Annotated in this window: 12 protein-coding genes; 4 read left to right on the top strand and 8 right to left on the bottom strand. The window is 42.9% G+C overall.

Annotation, left to right across the window (positions count from 1 at the left end; all coding sequences use genetic code 11):
- Window positions 1-862: 862 nt before the first annotated feature.
- Window positions 863-3,337 (top strand): beta strand repeat-containing protein, encoded by a 2,475-nt coding sequence (locus V7K48_RS21355; RefSeq protein WP_335075204.1) that lies wholly within the window; start codon window positions 863-865, stop codon window positions 3,335-3,337.
- 372 nt (window positions 3,338-3,709) lie between these two features.
- Here the strand turns inward: V7K48_RS21355 and V7K48_RS21350 are convergent, their stop codons facing one another.
- The 3 genes from V7K48_RS21350 to V7K48_RS21340 all read right to left on the bottom strand — a co-directional run bounded on the left by V7K48_RS21350 (window position 3,710) and on the right by V7K48_RS21340 (window position 6,963).
- Entirely contained in the window at window positions 3,710-4,621 is a 912-nt protein-coding gene (locus tag V7K48_RS21350) for a DUF1338 domain-containing protein (protein WP_335075203.1), read from the bottom strand.
- 96 nt (window positions 4,622-4,717) lie between these two features.
- Complete coding sequence (locus V7K48_RS21345) at window positions 4,718-5,614, bottom strand: alpha/beta hydrolase family protein (RefSeq protein ID WP_335075202.1); 897 nt, start codon at window positions 5,612-5,614, stop codon at window positions 4,718-4,720.
- Window positions 5,615-5,643: 29 nt separating this feature from the next.
- Window positions 5,644-6,963, bottom strand: a complete 1,320-nt coding sequence (locus tag V7K48_RS21340) for an acetyl ornithine aminotransferase family protein (protein WP_335075201.1) — start codon at window positions 6,961-6,963, stop codon at window positions 5,644-5,646.
- A 911-nt stretch (window positions 6,964-7,874) separates the two neighbouring features.
- On the opposite strand from V7K48_RS21340, the gene V7K48_RS21335 reads away from it, so the two are divergent.
- Both V7K48_RS21335 and V7K48_RS21330 read left to right on the top strand, forming a co-directional pair.
- Entirely contained in the window at window positions 7,875-9,146 is a 1,272-nt protein-coding gene (locus tag V7K48_RS21335) for a hypothetical protein (protein WP_335075200.1), read from the top strand.
- A 39-nt stretch (window positions 9,147-9,185) separates the two neighbouring features.
- Window positions 9,186-9,905 (top strand): hypothetical protein, encoded by a 720-nt coding sequence (locus V7K48_RS21330; protein ID WP_335075199.1) that lies wholly within the window; start codon window positions 9,186-9,188, stop codon window positions 9,903-9,905.
- A 339-nt stretch (window positions 9,906-10,244) separates the two neighbouring features.
- Here the strand turns inward: V7K48_RS21330 and V7K48_RS21325 are convergent, their stop codons facing one another.
- The 4 genes from V7K48_RS21325 to V7K48_RS21310 all read right to left on the bottom strand — a co-directional run bounded on the left by V7K48_RS21325 (window position 10,245) and on the right by V7K48_RS21310 (window position 14,569).
- The gene (locus V7K48_RS21325) at window positions 10,245-11,549 is read right to left on the bottom strand and encodes a M20 family metallopeptidase (RefSeq protein ID WP_335075198.1); all 1,305 of its coding nucleotides are present in this window, start codon (window positions 11,547-11,549) and stop codon (window positions 10,245-10,247) included.
- A 491-nt stretch (window positions 11,550-12,040) separates the two neighbouring features.
- Complete coding sequence (locus V7K48_RS21320) at window positions 12,041-12,193, bottom strand: lmo0937 family membrane protein (protein WP_335075197.1); 153 nt, start codon at window positions 12,191-12,193, stop codon at window positions 12,041-12,043.
- 250 nt (window positions 12,194-12,443) lie between these two features.
- Window positions 12,444-13,589, bottom strand: a complete 1,146-nt coding sequence (locus V7K48_RS21315) for a beta-ketoacyl-ACP synthase (protein ID WP_335075196.1) — start codon at window positions 13,587-13,589, stop codon at window positions 12,444-12,446.
- 179 nt (window positions 13,590-13,768) lie between these two features.
- Window positions 13,769-14,569, bottom strand: a complete 801-nt coding sequence (locus V7K48_RS21310) for a peptidylprolyl isomerase (protein WP_335075195.1) — start codon at window positions 14,567-14,569, stop codon at window positions 13,769-13,771.
- On the opposite strand from V7K48_RS21310, the gene V7K48_RS21305 reads away from it, so the two are divergent.
- A complete protein-coding gene (locus V7K48_RS21305) occupies window positions 14,551-14,781 on the top strand; it encodes a hypothetical protein (RefSeq protein ID WP_335075194.1) in 231 nt (76 codons plus the stop codon). The genes V7K48_RS21310 and V7K48_RS21305 overlap by 19 nt on opposite strands.
- An 80-nt stretch (window positions 14,782-14,861) precedes the next feature.
- Here the strand turns inward: V7K48_RS21305 and V7K48_RS21300 are convergent, their stop codons facing one another.
- Complete coding sequence (locus V7K48_RS21300) at window positions 14,862-15,431, bottom strand: photosystem I assembly protein Ycf4 (protein WP_335075193.1); 570 nt, start codon at window positions 15,429-15,431, stop codon at window positions 14,862-14,864.
- Window positions 15,432-16,503 lie beyond the last annotated feature (1,072 nt).

The raw sequence follows: 16,503 nt of genomic DNA, 5'->3' as shown, positions 1-16,503 counted from the left end.
AAACGCTCTAAATTGGTTTAATCATTGTGGTCTATTTTTTGAGCCTATTCGATAGTTATTTTTGTGGTTTTTTTGATCGCAAACTGCTGTAATTCGCTACGAATTAATGAAATGCTGTATTTAGCACGTTATAAAATAATCCGCTTGGGTTAAGCATTTCTTCCTTCTCTTTGCATCCTTCTCTACGAGAGGCTGCACCCTAAGCGTAGCTATGCCGCAGGCTTTACGGCAAGCTCAGGGCATCTGGCAGAGATGGCAGTTCGTTAAAAAATTAACCATAATTAAAGCTAACCATATTGACAACGCTTAGAATTTCATTAAAATATTTAAGTGGTTTAACGGTTATCAAAGTAATTTTTACTTAAAAAGTCAAATCGGTTGACTAGCTGACACCAAAAGACCGCTATCAATACAATTCGTAAGTCCTAGCTTTGTAATTCGTGATTAAATTTTTTAATTACGAATTACAAATTAGGAATTATTAAATTACCGCTATCGGTCGGATGTGGCAGCTGCCGGGCATCAAAGAGGATTAAGTGGGGAAATATTATTTGTGAAAAATTCTGACTGAGTAGCTTGATATTCACCCTTTTAGTACAGTGGGCGCGTAAATATACCACCCATTTGAAATCTTTAAAACCCTTAGGCGATCGTAATTACAAATTATGAATTACGCCTTGCGGCATTAGTGTCTTTGCTAATGACTAACGACAACAGGACTTACGCAAAAACTCTCTGAAACTCCTATTCCTCCGTGTCGCGCCAGTTGCTTCAAGTCGGGGAACCCGCCCAACGCACTGGCTTCTCTGCGACCTCTGTGGTTCGTTCCGTTACCTTTGCGTAAGTCCTGGACAAGTAACTCATGAAAACTAACATCGGAGAAATGATGGCAAAATCAACTTTTAACCTTTCGGATCTCAATGGCGCTAACGGCTTTGCTATCAACGGCATCAATGCATCTGACTTTTTAGGCAGTTCTGTCAGCAGTGCCGGAGATATCAACTCAGACGGCATCGACGACCTGATTATCGGCACCTTATCAGGGCAGAGCTACGTGGTGTTTGGCAGCAAAGGGGGTTTTAGTGCCCAACTAAACCTCTCCACTCTCAACGGCACGTCGGGCTTTGCCATCAACGGCGGCGGCAGTTCTGTCAGTAGTGCGGGAGATATCAACTCAGACGGCATCGACGACCTGATTATCGGGGCATTGAGTGCCTCACCCAACGGTATCGTCGAATCAGGGCAGAGCTACGTCGTGTTTGGCAGCAAGGGGGGTTTTGGTGCTCAACTAAACGTCTCCACTCTCAACGGCAGTAATGGCTTTGCCATCAACGGCATCAATGCATATGACAGATCAGGCATCTCTGTGAGCAGTGCGGGAGATATCAACTCAGACGGCATCGACGACCTGATTATCGGCACCTTATCAGGGCCGAGCTACGTGGTGTTTGGCGGCAAGGGGGGTTTTGGTGCCCAATTCAACCTCTCCACCCTCAATGGCAGTAATGGCTTTGCCATCAACGGCAGCAGCAATCCTGTCAGTAATGCAGGAGATATCAACGGCGACGGCATCGACGACCTGATTATCGGGGCATCCGGTGACAAGCGCGGCTACGTGGTGTTTGGCAGCAAGGGGGGTTTTGATGCCCAATTCAACCTCTCCACCCTCAACGGCAGTAATGGCTTTGCGATCAACAGCATCAATGCATATCAGTTAGACAGTTCTGTCAGCAGTGCAGGAGATATCAACGGCGACGGCATCGACGACCTGATTATCGCCGGGGCACCTTATGCCGAACCCAACTCCGAAATTTTAGGGCAGAGCTACGTGGTGTTTGGCAGCAAGGGGGGTTTTAATTCCCAATTCAACCTCTCCACCCTTAACGGCACTAACGGCTTTGCCATCAACAGTATCATTGATGGATCTGTCGGTTTAGGCAACTCTGTCAGCAGTGCGGGAGATATCAACGGCGATGGCATCGACGACCTGATTATTGGGGCACCTTATGCCTCCCCCAACAGCTTTAGTTCAGGGCAGAGCTACGTGGTGTTTGGCAGCAAGGGGGGTTTTGGTGCTCAATTCAACCTTTCCACCCTCAACGGCAGTAATGGCTTTGCCATCAACGGGATTAATGAATTTGACCAATCAGGCACGTCTGTCAGCAGTGCGGGAGATATTAACGGCGACGGCATCGACGACCTGATTATCGGGGCATTGAGTGCCTCACCCAACGGCGACTTTTCTGGGCAAAGTTACGTGCTGTTTGGTGGAAAAAATATCAGCAGTGGCACCAGCCCTATCCTAACGGGAACTGCTGGTACAGATACTCTTTTCGGCACAATTGGCAACAATATCATTGACGGCAAAGCTGGTAACGATACCCTTACGGGCAACGGTGGTCAAGATAAGTTTATTATTCGCTCTGGCGATGGCAATGACATCATTAGCGATTTTAGTGGCGTAGGAGGTAAAGGCTCAAACCCATCAGCAGCAGTGATTGCCAATGTTGATACCCTGCAATTTATTGGTTTGGGACTAACTGCTCGAAATTTACAACTAACTGAAAATGGCAACAACTTAGAAGTCACCTTTGAAAATGTGGCATCCACCAAAGTAACTCTGCAAAACTTTAAATTACCAAACCTGGATAACCTGCCAGCAAGTTCTTCAACACTTGCACTCGGCAATATAGAGTTTGATGGGCAAAGCAGCATCACCGACAGCTTTGATGTGATTACTGCCAACTCTACTCAAACTAACATTTTCAATAAAAACACTGTCACCTTCTTGAATGACTTAAACAATAATATCGCCGGTTTTGACAACTCCAATGATGTAATTAATGGTCAAGGGGGTAATGACATTATTAATGGCAACAGTGGCAATGACCTGTTGCGGGGCGGGTCAGGCGATGATATTCTCATCGGTGGAGAAGGTAATGATACTCTTGTGGGTGGTGTAGGCAATGATGTTCTCGTTGGCGGTGTGGGTGCTGACAGATTTCTTTACAACACCCATGCAGCCTTTGACCTGACTGCTGTTGGTGTAGATGCCATTAGTGACTTCAAACACTCCCAAGCTGACAAGATTATCTTAGATAAAACTACCTTTAATGCAATTACTTCAGCTGCGGGAACTGGTTTTAGTAACAAGAGTGATTTTCAAATCACGAATTCAGCGGGGACTAGCACGGCGAAAATTGTCTACGATCCTGTGAGTGGGCAGTTGTTCTACAACCCTAATGGCAGCGCGACTGGTTTTGGCAGTGGTGGTTTATTTGCGACTCTAACTGGTGCGCCAACTCTCACGGCATCTGATTTTGTATTGCAAGCATAATTCGTCCAAAACACGAAGTTTCAAGCTTGGAACACGAAACTTCATGCTTGAAATACTGGTTTTGGCAGCGGTGGTTAATTTGTGACTCTAACTGGTGCGTCAACTCTCACGGCATCTGATTTTGTATTGTAAGCGTAGTTCGCCCAAAACACGAAACATTGAGCTTTGAACACGAAACTTCGAGCTTGGAAGACAAAACATTGAGCTTGAGAGACGAAACTCCGAGCTTGAAACACGAAACTTCGAGTTTGGAACACAAAACATTGAGCTTGGAAGACGAAACATTGAGCTTGGAACATGAAACTCCGAGTTCAGAAGATGAAACTTCGAGTTCAGAACCTTGAAGCTTATTTCTTCACTAACAACTCTGGGTTATTTAAATAAACGAGTCATTTCAAATAATTGCTGGGCATTACTTCCTAAAAAAGCATCAAAAAGTAACTGCTCTCCAGATTCCACTTTTACTAGATAGCGCTGGGCAATTTCATAATAAGCGTAAGTCCAAGGGATCTGAATTTCTGCACCACTGTTATCATCTAACACTGTGACCATTTCCGTTACTGCTTGAGTTGCAGTTTGCCGCAAACCACAAGCAACATTTCCCTCTATCTCTGCTTTCATTGGTACACCCAGGTTAGCCAAAGCACTGGCGGTAGTATCAATGTCTGGATATTCTGGAGTATTCTGGCCGTTAACATAGCCTGTAAAGTGGTTGACACCATATCCGTGCAGCAATACCCAAGCTCCATACTGAGTAACCTGATTCACCTCTTCGACAACAGAACGCTGGGGAGGTAGCCAAGGGCGGGTGAAGACTTGCTGGAGTTTGGCAATAGTTTCAATGTTCCCGTCTTTTTGTAGAAGAGTAAAGGGTAAGGTCAGTTCGTCTAGGATTGAAGATACTGTTTTAGAGATGAGTTGGGCAATATTAGCAGGCAATTCATCGACAATCAACTCGCTGATAAACAGCTTGGGTAAATTAAATTCCTCTTGCTGTGGATGACGATAATGACGGGCATACAGATGAGTTTGAGCAAAATTATACTCTCCAGCCGCTACATAACCTAAAGCTTCTGCAAGTTGCCCAAGGTAGTCAATTCCCAAGTTAACTTGACCCTGTGAGCTATCTACTAATAAACGCAAAGACCGAAAGGCGATGTGGTCGTTGGCGAGAGTCCCACCCGCAGCAGTAATCATTTGCTGGTAGGTACGGGCATGATTTACCCTGGCGCTGTATTCTTGCCAAAGTAATTTCCACAAATGAAGGGCAATTTCGGGTTTCATAAAGCATTAGTCATTAGTAAAGATAATTTGCCATCTTTCCACAAGTGAATGTTTAGAAGTATTGCTCTGGCTATGTAGTTCTATACTGCGTCTTTCTTAGACAGTCAAATACTTGCTGAACCAGTTAGCGACTGTCTCTTGAAGTGTCGCAATGTCTTGGCGCTGTTCTGGCGAAATATCTGTTGCTACTGGTTTAATGTGATGCGCCAGATACCTGAATGTTTGCATTGATAGCCGTTCTGATTGATTGAATTGTTCATATTTGCTTAATAGCGCAGCATAAAGTTTTTCCGTATCGCTAACCTCATATATCTCGTCTTGCATACCATGCACGAATAAGGTAGCAGGAAGAGGATTTCTTTTAGTTATTTCTTCCGCACGGACTATAAAATCTAGGCGTTGTTTTGCTGCTTCTGACTTCTCAGACCAAGAATATTTTTTATGCTTCTCCTCTACCCAAGGGTACTGCTCCTTAAGAAAAGAATAGGTTTCTTGTACAATACGCTCATAACTATTTACAGCAGTATCTAGGTTTTTAGTTATTCCAACTAGTACAGCAGCAGCAATTGGAATCTTACTTTCTAATAGCGCCAGTAGAGCTGTAAAGCCACCTGCTGAAAAGCCGAACAAACCAATGCCTTTGTTCAGGTCAATACTGAAACGCTCCTGTAGCGCCTTAACCACATCTGGTAGCTTGTGTGTAGCTTGCTCGACAATCGGTAGTAGTAGTCTGAGTACATAGTCATCTATCTGGCGAGGCATAAGTTCGTCAGTGCCGCCTTCTGGAAGCCGTTGACCAAAAAGCGGCAGTCCCACGTAGACTTTCCAAGCTTCGACGCTTTCTAGAGCCAATGTCTCAGCAAGTACTTTTTCACTCTCAGGTGGGCCGAAGCCATGCCAGAGGATGATGAGTAGAGCAGGTCTGTCTGTATTGGTAGGCGGACGTATCAGAACAGGTACACCTGCTAATTCTAATGAATTTAGACTAGACATATCTTAGATCCTGATTAAATCCACTTTCCTTAGCAGCTTAACACCTCGCTGATAATCTGAAGGGCTATGTGAATTTGGTCACTGTCGATAACCAAAGGTGGACAAAAACGAATTGCTGCTTTACCGCAACCTAGTAACAATAAACCGCGTAAAAAAGCTTCTTGGATAATGCGATCGCGCAATTTATAATCAAGATTACCCTGTTCATCCAATAAGTCCACCGCTACCATCAAACCCTTACCTCGTGGCGGCGATACCTTGGGAAATCTTTGATGCAACTTGGTCAGACTCGCTTGTAATAATTCTCCCATCTGGATAGCGTTAGTCATCAAACCACTTTCCAGCAGTCGCAGAGTGGCAATACCGGCAGCACAAGCTACGGGATTACCGCCAAATGTGGTAGCGTGAGAACCGGGAGGCCAAGTCATTAACTCAGGTCTGGCAAGTATCGCTCCTAATGGCAGACCACTAGCAATGCCTTTGGCAGTAGTAATAATATCAGGCATCACACCCCAATGCTCGATTGCAAATAAGCGACCAGTTCGCCCCATCCCCGCTTGCACTTCATCCACTACCATCAGAATACCGTGGCGATCGCAAATATCCCGAATCCGCTGCAAGAAACCATCCTCTGGTAGGATATACCCACCTTCCCCTTGAATCGCTTCGACTATGATCGCCGCTACTTCTTGTGGTGGTAAAATTGTGCCAAATAACTGTTGTTCCAGGTAATCTAAGCTAGCGTGAGTGCCGTAGGGGATATGAGTAATGCCAGGAACTAAAGGCCCAAAATTAGCTCGCTGCACTGCTTTGGAACCAGTCAGAGACATTGCCCCATAGGTGCGTCCGTGAAATGCACCTAAGAAGGCTACGATTAGCGATCGCTTGGTGTAATATCGAGCTAGTTTGATGGCTCCTTCATTGGATTCTGCCCCGGAATTGGTGAAAAATACTTTTGCAGGGAACTCAGTGTTATTCTGTGGGTTGGGAAAAGGGGCACGAATCGCTAGTTGTTCCGCTAGTTCCACCATCGGCTCATAATAAAAATCCGTCCCTGACATGTGCAGTAGACGCTCCGACTGTTCTTGAATTGCTTTGACGACTTCCGGGTGGGCGTGTCCGGTGGCGGTAACGGCAATACCTGCGGTCATATCCAGAAATACATTGCCATCCACATCTTCTACCATACAGCCCTGACCACGAGATACAACTAACGGGTAATCGCGGGTATAAGAAGGGGAAGTTACAGCGCGATCGCGCTGTACAATTGCTTGAGCACGAGGCCCAGGTAAGGAAGTTATTAGGTGGGGTATACGAGGTAATTTTAGGTTAATAGGGATACTTAACATAATTCTTTTAAATTTTTTAAGATTACTGATAATTAAACGCTAAGAGTTGATTGCTTACAGTAGCATTTGATTCCATTGGTGTATGAATTACGCATTTACCAAAAAATTAGAGTAAACACCAGCGATTGTGAAAAATTACAGAGAATTTTTCATTAATTCTTAGAGGTAAACTGTTCCACATCTAGTTTGCATATCTAAATTTAATTAAAGTCTTATGGGGTGGGCAACATAAGCGCCCTAATTATGCTTTGGTTTTTGTGGAACAGCTTATTTACCGAAAAAGCTTCATGGTAAAGACTTTCGTATTTTTTAAGACTCTCGCCCGTTTTTATAACACAACTTTTGAAAGATATTGTAATTATCAGTCCACCAACAAATCTGCTTGCTCGTAGCAAGGAATGTGTTTATTATTTTCCATAGCTATAATAGTTGCTCTGGAAGCTTAACCGTCTAACTGCGATCAATGGCATATTATATCGATACGCAGTGCGCGCGAATTTCATTCCCACCTTGCATCATATCCGGTAGACTCCCTTGCAGGTTAGCTGCGATCGCGGCTCTTGCTGCAATTTAAAGGTTGCTGATTTTGGCATATTTTTAGGATTTTACGGATATGGCTGTAAAATCCTGTATATGTATGTATCAATAATGCGATCTTTTTCTAGTTGCTATCGGACAAGAAAATCGCTTTTTATATACCTTCGCAATTATAAAGTTTTGTCAGTAGCTAGCTTGAAGAATCTGATCCCTTGCTGTAAGAGGTTGGAAAAGTTGACATAACTTAATATCCTGCACTTTGCTACTCATTAGCTTAATTGGTTACATCTCCGTAATATTACTATTTACAATTAGTATGTTTTGCAAATAGACTGCAATCGTCTTTACGTAAATACTATAAAAGGAATATTTTGATGAATAACATACAAAAAATTATCAATGGTAGTGATAGTGATCAAGTTATTAGTGTTAACTATACTTACTCGAATTTAGGGACAATCTTGATAACTTTTCTTCTACTGTTGACAGCTATTTCCATGCAATCGGCAGCTGCTGTAGATAGTGTTGTTTCTGAAAATCGAGAGGCTCAATTGAGGGTATTTGGACTTAATTCACAACCAAATATTAGCTTACGGCAAAGATTGCCGGCATCTAAAAAAAATAATGCTGTTGCTGAATTAGACACTATAAGTATTAGTCATGGTTTGATTGCTAACGTTAAGCCTGAAACATTTAGTCATTCTATTGTTATAGACAATCTTTGTCTGGAATCTCAAAATTGTTTAGCAACCAATGATAAATTTGATAAGCAGTTATTTACTTATAAAATTAGTAATACTGACTTGCATTTAAAAGAGCATACTAATATATTGCAGCAGAAACAATCTCAAATTATTGTACAAACAGACTCTTCAGATACAGTAGGTGATACTTTTGGTGAGACTAATAAATTACGCCAAGAACTTTTAATTGATCCCATTGTGACAGTAGGTGTATCGACAAAAGCTGCCCCTGGTTCAACTGCTGGTACTCCTTCTGCCTATGGTGCAAGTTTTGGTCAAGCCTATATTGGCGGTGGTTTACTTACCCCTATAGTTAAGCATAAAGATAGGGAAGATGGTTCTTTGTCTCTTGGTTTTGGTTTAGGAAATGCGGCTAAATCTGTAGGATTGGAAGTTAATGTCAATATAACTAGTGTGGGTGGTGGTGACAGTTTTGATTTTGGGGATAGTGGTGGTGTAGGTTTTAAACTACACAAATATTTGGGCGATGGTACAGCCGTAGCTATTGGTTGGTCAAATCCGATTAAATGGGGAGATGTTAGGAAAGCTAAAGATACTATCTATGGAGTAGTTACTAAATCATTTCTACTGCAACCAGATAACCAAAATAATAAATTACCTTTGACTGTTTCGGTAGGTCTCGGAAGTGGTGCTTTTCGTTCTAAAGGTGCATTAGAAGCAGATGAAAATACTGTTAATCTTTTTGCTAGTTTAGGTTTGAGAGTGATACCTGAAGTATCTTTAGTAAGTAGCTGGACAGGAAATCGTCTGAATATAGGTGCATCTTTTGCCCCCTTAAAAAAGACCCCTATAGTTATCAATACTATTTTCACAAATGTTACTGATAATATTGATACTGGCTTAGGTTTTGCATTGAGTGCAGGGTACAGCTTTCAGTTTTAACTGCTGAGTTATTTAAGAATTTAATCAACAATAAAAACAATGAATAAGCAACCATTCTTTCTTACTTTTGCTCTAACATTTACTTTGTTCACTTATCTAGTGGGTGCGCCTACTAAAGTAAATGCTGGTACTGTTAACATCACAGGTGCTAGTGAAGATTCCACTTCCTCATCTGGGGATAATTTTAACTCAGGATATTTACAACCCCCTTTTGAACCTGTACCTGGGGTTAATGTAGAATTTAGTCGTAATGGTGGACTGAGGATATCAGCAGAAGTTCAGAATACTTTAAATGCAACTGTCGCTAATAGATTCTGTATAACTTCCTCTGGAAATAGTCCATGTGCCATGATTATAGCTATTTTACTACATAAGCTGAATGCAGAAGCAGCAGCTAATCAACTACAAGTATCTATAGTGAGTTTAGGAGTATCATCATCATCAGTCACATCATTGGTAAATGCTTTATTGGGTCTAGCCGCAAATAAATCAGCATCTGTATTAGGTGTTCCTGTAGGACAATTACAACCAGTGCAGCTAGTTGCCAGCACTAAAGGATTAATGGCAGATTTAGTGATAGCCCAGAAGGGAGAAACACCAAATGTGAATATCGAAAAGCTAAATGATGCTATTACTGCTTACAACAAGATTGTGAGAGAAAGTAGTCCTGAAGTGCTGCAAAAACTCGCAAAAGATCCACAATTTTTAGAAGTTGGGAAGCTGCTTAAGCAATTAAGGGCTGCCCTGAATAAAAGTTAAAAATTAGACGTGATGAGACTAAATTTATTAGTAATGTGATTTACAATCCTCTGGCTAAAGCCAGAGGATTCTTGTTGAAAAATATTTTGATTAAGATAGGACTTACGCAAAAAACCTCTCAAACTCTTATTCCTCTGTGTCGCGCCAGTTGCTTCTCCGTAGGAATACAAGTCGGGGAACCCGCCCAACGCACTGGCTTTTCTGCGGACTCTGCGGTTCGATTTTCCGTTGCTTGTGCGTAAGTCCTATAAGAGTTTTAGCCTTAACCCAAGCATATTAATCTATAACTATCAGGTAAATCAATAACGCTATCGATGACGCAACGAGAGAATTTGCAGTTTAATTTAAAATCAAGTAGTTTTCCACGCATCTAACAAACATTTCTACACCCATTCCCAAGGCGGTTTCGTCAAAATCAAACCGGGGATGATGATGGGGATATGCTAAGTCTTTCTCAGGGTTAGCAGAACCTAAGAAGAAATAGCAACCAGGAACCTCTTGCAAGAAGAATGACATATCTTCAGCAGCCATAGTTTGGCATTCTGGCACAATACCCATCGGGGTTTCTACCACTTCTTCTGCTACAGTTTGCACCAATTCTGCGATCTTAATATCATTAATAACTGGTGGATAAAGTGACCAGTATTCTAAGTCATAACTCGCACCATAACTTTGACAAATTCCAGCAATAATTTGCTCGACACGCTGGTTAAAAAAGCCTTTCAAACTAGGATTAAAATATCTGACAGTGGCACTCATTCTCGCTGTATCAGCAATCACATTCCGTTTGGTTCCAGCATGGAGTTCGCCCACTGTTACCACTGCTGAATCAATGGGATTAACATTCCGAGCGACAATGGTTTGCAAGGCATTCACAATTTGAGCAGCAACTACAACAGAGTCAACAGTTTGATGGGGTAGTGCGCCATGTCCACCTTTGCCCAAAATTGTGCAGTTAAAGCACTCCACAGCTGCCATCAATGCCCCAGCTCGCACACCCACTGTTCCCAAGGGCAAATTATTCCACAAGTGCAAACCAATAATCGCGTCAACATCAGGATTTTTCAGAACTCCAGCTTCAATCATTGGCTTTGCGCCTCCTGGTGATTCTTCTGCTGGTTGGAAGATAATTTTCACCGTACCGGAGAAGTCTTGGCGATGCTGTTGGAGATAGTAAGCTGTACCTAAGGCGATGGCTGTATGTCCATCATGTCCACAAGCGTGCATCACTCCATCATGCTGGGATTTGTAGGGCACTTCGTTGAGTTCTTGGATTGGCAAAGCATCTATATCTGCCCGAATTGCCAAAACTTTTGGATTTTGGACTTCGGCTTCTCTACCAGACGCAGAAGGGACGCTCAAGGCAAGTCGCTCAGTCGAACGATTTTGGATTGTTTCTGAATCTTGCCCTTTGCCTTTGATGGTAGCAACAATGCCAGTGTGGGCAATGCCAGTTTGATGCTCAATTTCCCATTCTTGCAGCTTTTGTGATACAAACTCAGCGGTCAGTTTTTCTTGAAAACCCAACTCTGGTTGTTGATGTAATCGCCGCCGCCACTCTACTAATTGCGGTTGCAATGAGCGGATTGCCAGTCGGATGCGAGATAAATCAACAGAAGAGGGATTGGGAAAGGTAGAAACCATTATGAAGACAAACTAGTTTGAGTACAGCTAACTTAGTTTATTTTCCCACTTTATCGTAGGGAATGGGGACTAGGGCGTGTTTTCAAACTATAACCACAATCAAATGGAGGCGATCGCTGCACCAACGTCAAGGACGAACGTAATAATAACTGTATAATTTACAGCAAGTTTCTTATATCAGGTGGCGATCCGGCAAAACTGTTTAAGTCGGTTGATAGCCCTCTCAACAAGGTTGCGTTGACTGTAGATTTCAAAGGCTTTACGGACCGCGACGAGGTTCATTCAAGGTCGGGGGATGGTCAGGCAGATACCACGATGGCGTAGGTAATTACGGATGCGACGACCTGTATAACCTTTGTCCCTAACTAATCTTAAAAGGCGAATGCGTGGGCGACCCCAACCAGAACGCCTTTACTGCTCCTTGTCCCATCAATTGTTCTAAAAAAATTGACTCGTTATTGAAACTTATAAAAGTGTCAGGAGTTATTTATTCATACATCACGCGCTTTGAAAAAATTATAGATAGCAAGGGCAATGGCTAAAAGCAACACTGCATGAATTAAATTTCCAGCAATATGAAATGCCAGCCCTAATCCCCAAAAAGCAATCAGTACAACAACGATGCCCCAAAGTATACTAAACATATATTTGCTCTGAGTAAAGTAAGTTTTAATTTATTCATATATCTTACTCCCTAACTTCGCTTTGATTCTATTTGCCTTAAGAAAGGTTTAGGTCGCTTCATTCTCTCAAAGCGATCGCCTGCTTGATGAATGCTTCAATCGGATTACTATATGTTTTTACAGCAATAGCATCAGTAACCGAAATATTCTCAGAGCTAACTTAAGGACATCGGCATTGGGAACTAATCACAAATGATAACCCTCACAAGTTTTACCTTGCCAATGCGATCGCAGCATTCTGTCCCCCAAAGCCAAAACTCAAACATAATACCTGCCTAACTTTACTTAGACGGGCTGCTGTAACCACATCTAACTCAAATTCTGGCTGCTGCAACCCTACATTAGGTGGTAAAATTTGATGCTTTAATGCCATGAGAGAAAAAGCTACACCTAAGGCTCCAGATGCTCCTAGTGTATGGCCTGAGCTTCCTTTGGTGGAACTAACCGCCACCCCTTGGGGAAACAAATGCTGGATTACCATGCTTTCTATGCGGTCATTTAGCTGGGTAGCTGTGCCATGAGCATGAATATAATCAATATCGGCTGGTGACAGACAACTACGTTCTAGACATTGTTTGATGGCAGCGATCGCATTTTTCCCTTGAGGTTCTGGTGAATTGGTATGATATGCATCGTTGGTTAAACCGAAACTGAGAATCTCACCATACACTTTTGCTTGACGCTGTTTTGCCAACTCTGCTGATTCCAAGACAAACACAGCTGCACCTTCGCCTAAAACTAAGCCTTCCCGATGCAAATCAAAGGGATAAGCGCCAGTTTTTGCCAAAGCACCCATCTGCTGAAACCCAGCTAAAGTTAAGCGTGTAATCGGCGCTTCCACTGCACCAGCTAGAGCCTGTTGACATTGCCCAGTTTGGATAAGCAAAGCTGCTTGGGCAATAGACCAAATTCCAGTTGCACAAGCTGCCATCGGTGCCAAAACTATCCCCAATGCACCGATTTGTCTTGCAACTGCGATCGCATTCATTTGAGGTAATGTATCTAGCCAATTTCCCAAAGAGGACACGGGCAAATTTGCCGCATCTTCATACATTTGCCGCGCCAGCATCTCCCAAGACGCTTGATAAGAGCGACTTGATCCAATGACTACAGCACAATCAGCTAAAGGTGGAACTAACCCAGCATCTTGCAAAGCAGAAGCAACAACCATCTGAGTTAACATTGTCAACTCAGATGGTTGTTGAGCAATCAAGCCTAGAGGAAGTGGTGTAATTTCTGGAAATGGTTGATGCAACCGAATTCCAGATTTACCTGCTAGCAAATTTTGCCAACTATCCTCTAAGCTTCCACCTAAAGCAGAAATTAAACCAATACCAGTTACACAAACCTTAACCAATTTGAATTTTTGGATGAGGAGGATGAGGGAGATATGGGGGATGAGGGAGCGTAATTATTAATACACTTGTCCGTAAATTAGGTTTTGACTCTCGATTTATCAGCCTTCGAGTTTAATTCGCGGATATGTCTAATAAACTTCCTCATCTCCCCCATCTCGCCCATCTTCCCCTGCTCCTCTTACTGCGCTGGTGTTTTCAGATTTTCAGCACCTTGGGTAACTTTAGCGGAGTCAATGCGATCGCCTTGCTGAATTTTGTTCACGACATCGAAGCCTTGAGTGACATTGCCAAACACGGCGTAGTTACCATCCAAGAAGGCTAGATCCGCTAAAGCAAAGTAAAACTGGGCAGAAGCGGAGTCTGGTGGTTGCGATCGCGCCATTGCTACTGCACCCTGTTTATGGGGCAATACGACAGCTTGAGCAGTAGCATCAAATGGTTTATTGTAAATCGGAGTATCTGAGCCTTTTGGCTTAACTTCTAAAGGTATATAGCGAGCATTTCCCGTTTTTGGGTCAATATAGCTACCAGTTCCCAGTCTATTTGCTGGAACTTTCGGGTCTTTGCTTTGAGGATCGCCCCCTTGAACTACAAACGGTTGGGGTTCGCGTACAACTCGATGGAAAGATAAACCATCGTACACACCCTTTTGAACTAAATCTACGAAGTTGCCAGCTGTAATGGGGGCATCAGTGCCGTCTACTTCGATAGTAATCGGCGAACCTTTAACCGTGAGCACGACAGTAGCCTTGCCTTCGAGCCGTGGTAAATCTGTCATTCCAGGAATACTCTCACTACTAGTTTGAGATACAGATGTTGCTTCAGTAGTCGTCTTGGTGCTTACCTCGCTTGTTGGAGAAGTAGCCGTCGAGGTTGGAGAAGACGTATTAGAAGCTACTTGCTGTGTGGAACATCCTCCCAACATCAAAGCACTGATGATCACAAGAGAAAGCAAAAATTGTGAAATTTTTAACCGCATTGCCAGTTACTGATTCAACCACAGTATCTTATCGTTTTGAGGGGCATTGGGGATTAGGGGGAGATGAGGCAGCAAGCAAAAGATTATTTTTCTTCATCCCCCATGCCCAATGCCCCTTCAATTTTGGATTTGCCTTAGCGAGTCAGACGCTACACACAGCCGCCAACGCAACTCTAAAAGACGCTCTGCAAAAGCTATCGAGTGTCTTTTAGATTTTAGATTGTTCAATAGATTGTTCAATCCAAAATCCAAAATTCAAAATCTAAAATTCTTCTGCTCCATGCCCAATTATTTAAAGTCCTTCTAATGATACTCCCAAAAAGCGGGCTAACTTTGCACCTTCTGTTTCCAACTCTGTTAAAGATAATGGTTGTCCAACCCGTGTTAAGGGTATATCTCGCCGTCCCTTAAGGCGTAGATAGAGGGCGCGAAGGGGATTAAGACCTTCTTTGACGGCTATTCGTACGGATTGCACATCTTCTATGCGGCTGTCAATCTCAATTCGGCGGTTTTTGCCAGGAAACCCCCAACGGAAGATTTTGATTGAGCCAGTTTCCTGATTAAATTCGTTGTAACCGCCACCTACATCCAATAAAATCACTAGCCATAGATATGTGGCTAATAGCAAGCCAGCAGTGCCATATAATCCCATTACCAAACCTTGGGGGACAAATACCAGTTTAGTTGGATCGGAAACTATGAGTAAATTAACTTTTAAATAACTGGATATCCCAGCTAATAAAAAGCCGCTGGCTCCCAAGGTAACGATAGTTGCCCACCAGTAGTTACTGAAGCGACGAGAACCGAGAACATTTTGATGCAGGAGGCGATCGCCTTTGTTAATCGTTGTTGATGCCATCATTGAACTACCATTACCCTTGAGATACTCGCTGTGACATACTCGTACACTGAATGCTCTTGCATAGAGTGGTGGCTTTCTGTGCCAACCTGGCTATTGCTTAGGAGGCACTGAAGCTCTGTTTTTAGTCCACGGGATACTTTACCGCAGACTATGAATTTTTTACCCTGTACCCGACAAATTTTATTTTCCTGGATGATGCTGGCTTACTTGCACTATGGGACAAACCACTTAGGCTATTTGTATTAGTCAAGATGTGCCAACTTCCTTTCCCCCTTGTCCAAGGTTTCACATAGGTTTTCCAGAGGTGTATCAACGACCAAGGCGGCGAAGTAACCATCCACATTTTACCAAACATTGTTGACAAAAACTCAACTGCACTCCTCCCTGTTCCTGCTACCCATATAATCCATATAATTTGTTAGGGCACGTTATATAATTTATTGACTCAGTGACTGATAAAAATTCTTTCTCCTCTGCTCCCCTGCTTACTGAGCACAGTCGTAAAGCCTGCGGCATAGCTACACTTAGGGCGCAGCTTCTCGTGGAGAAGTATGCCCCCTGCCTCTTTTTGACCTCTTGGGAATGAGTTACCTACCTATGTCCATCTGCACTAAATTTTTTTACATTTCTGAGAAAACTTGTGTCAAATTGTAAAATTTCTGATATTCATATTATTTATAAGGTTCGCGTTTTATGCCTGATTTGCTTCTGTGTATCAGGCAAAAACCCCGACTAGTGTGATAAATTAAGAATCATTAAGTTACCACAAGCTAGTTTACTAGCCGATGGTACGTGTAATGGCATAAAGAAAGAGAAATACTGATTTCATTAATCAGCAAATTCTCAGAATCTCAGTTGCTTTCACGCTGTTGAGATTGTCAAAAAAAACGTTAATTCCTCACGCAGTCGGTTACATCGGCTCTCCGTACTGCTTTAGAAACGTTGCAATTTTAGTAAAAAAAGAGGATTTTAGTCCGATGACCATCGCAGTTGGACGCGCCCCTAGTAGAGGGTGGTTTGACGTTTTAGACGACTGGCTCAAGCGCGATCGCTTCGTATTCGTAGGTTGGTC

It is taken from the genome of Nostoc sp. (assembly GCF_036919615.1).
Classification (GTDB): Bacteria; Cyanobacteriota; Cyanobacteriia; order Cyanobacteriales; family Nostocaceae; genus Nostoc.
The sequence above is the reverse complement of the archived record's forward strand: the minus strand, read 5'-3'. Positions and strand labels throughout refer to the sequence as shown.

Excerpts from the sequence above, each read along its gene's own strand:
- V7K48_RS21325 (WP_335075198.1), bottom strand. The coding sequence starts at position 11,549 with ATGGTTTCTACCTTTCCCAATCCCTCTTCTGTTGATTTATCTCGCATC.
- V7K48_RS21340 (WP_335075201.1), bottom strand. The coding sequence starts at position 6,963 with ATGTTAAGTATCCCTATTAACCTAAAATTACCTCGTATACCCCACCTA.
- V7K48_RS21320 (WP_335075197.1), bottom strand. The coding sequence starts at position 12,193 with ATGTTTAGTATACTTTGGGGCATCGTTGTTGTACTGATTGCTTTTTGG.
- V7K48_RS21330 (WP_335075199.1), top strand. The coding sequence starts at position 9,186 with ATGAATAAGCAACCATTCTTTCTTACTTTTGCTCTAACATTTACTTTG.
- V7K48_RS21355 (WP_335075204.1), top strand. The coding sequence starts at position 863 with ATGAAAACTAACATCGGAGAAATGATGGCAAAATCAACTTTTAACCTT.
- V7K48_RS21310 (WP_335075195.1), bottom strand. The coding sequence starts at position 14,569 with ATGCGGTTAAAAATTTCACAATTTTTGCTTTCTCTTGTGATCATCAGT.
- V7K48_RS21345 (WP_335075202.1), bottom strand. The coding sequence starts at position 5,614 with ATGTCTAGTCTAAATTCATTAGAATTAGCAGGTGTACCTGTTCTGATA.
- V7K48_RS21335 (WP_335075200.1), top strand. The coding sequence starts at position 7,875 with ATGAATAACATACAAAAAATTATCAATGGTAGTGATAGTGATCAAGTT.
- V7K48_RS21350 (WP_335075203.1), bottom strand. The coding sequence starts at position 4,621 with ATGAAACCCGAAATTGCCCTTCATTTGTGGAAATTACTTTGGCAAGAA.
- V7K48_RS21300 (WP_335075193.1), bottom strand. The coding sequence starts at position 15,431 with ATGATGGCATCAACAACGATTAACAAAGGCGATCGCCTCCTGCATCAA.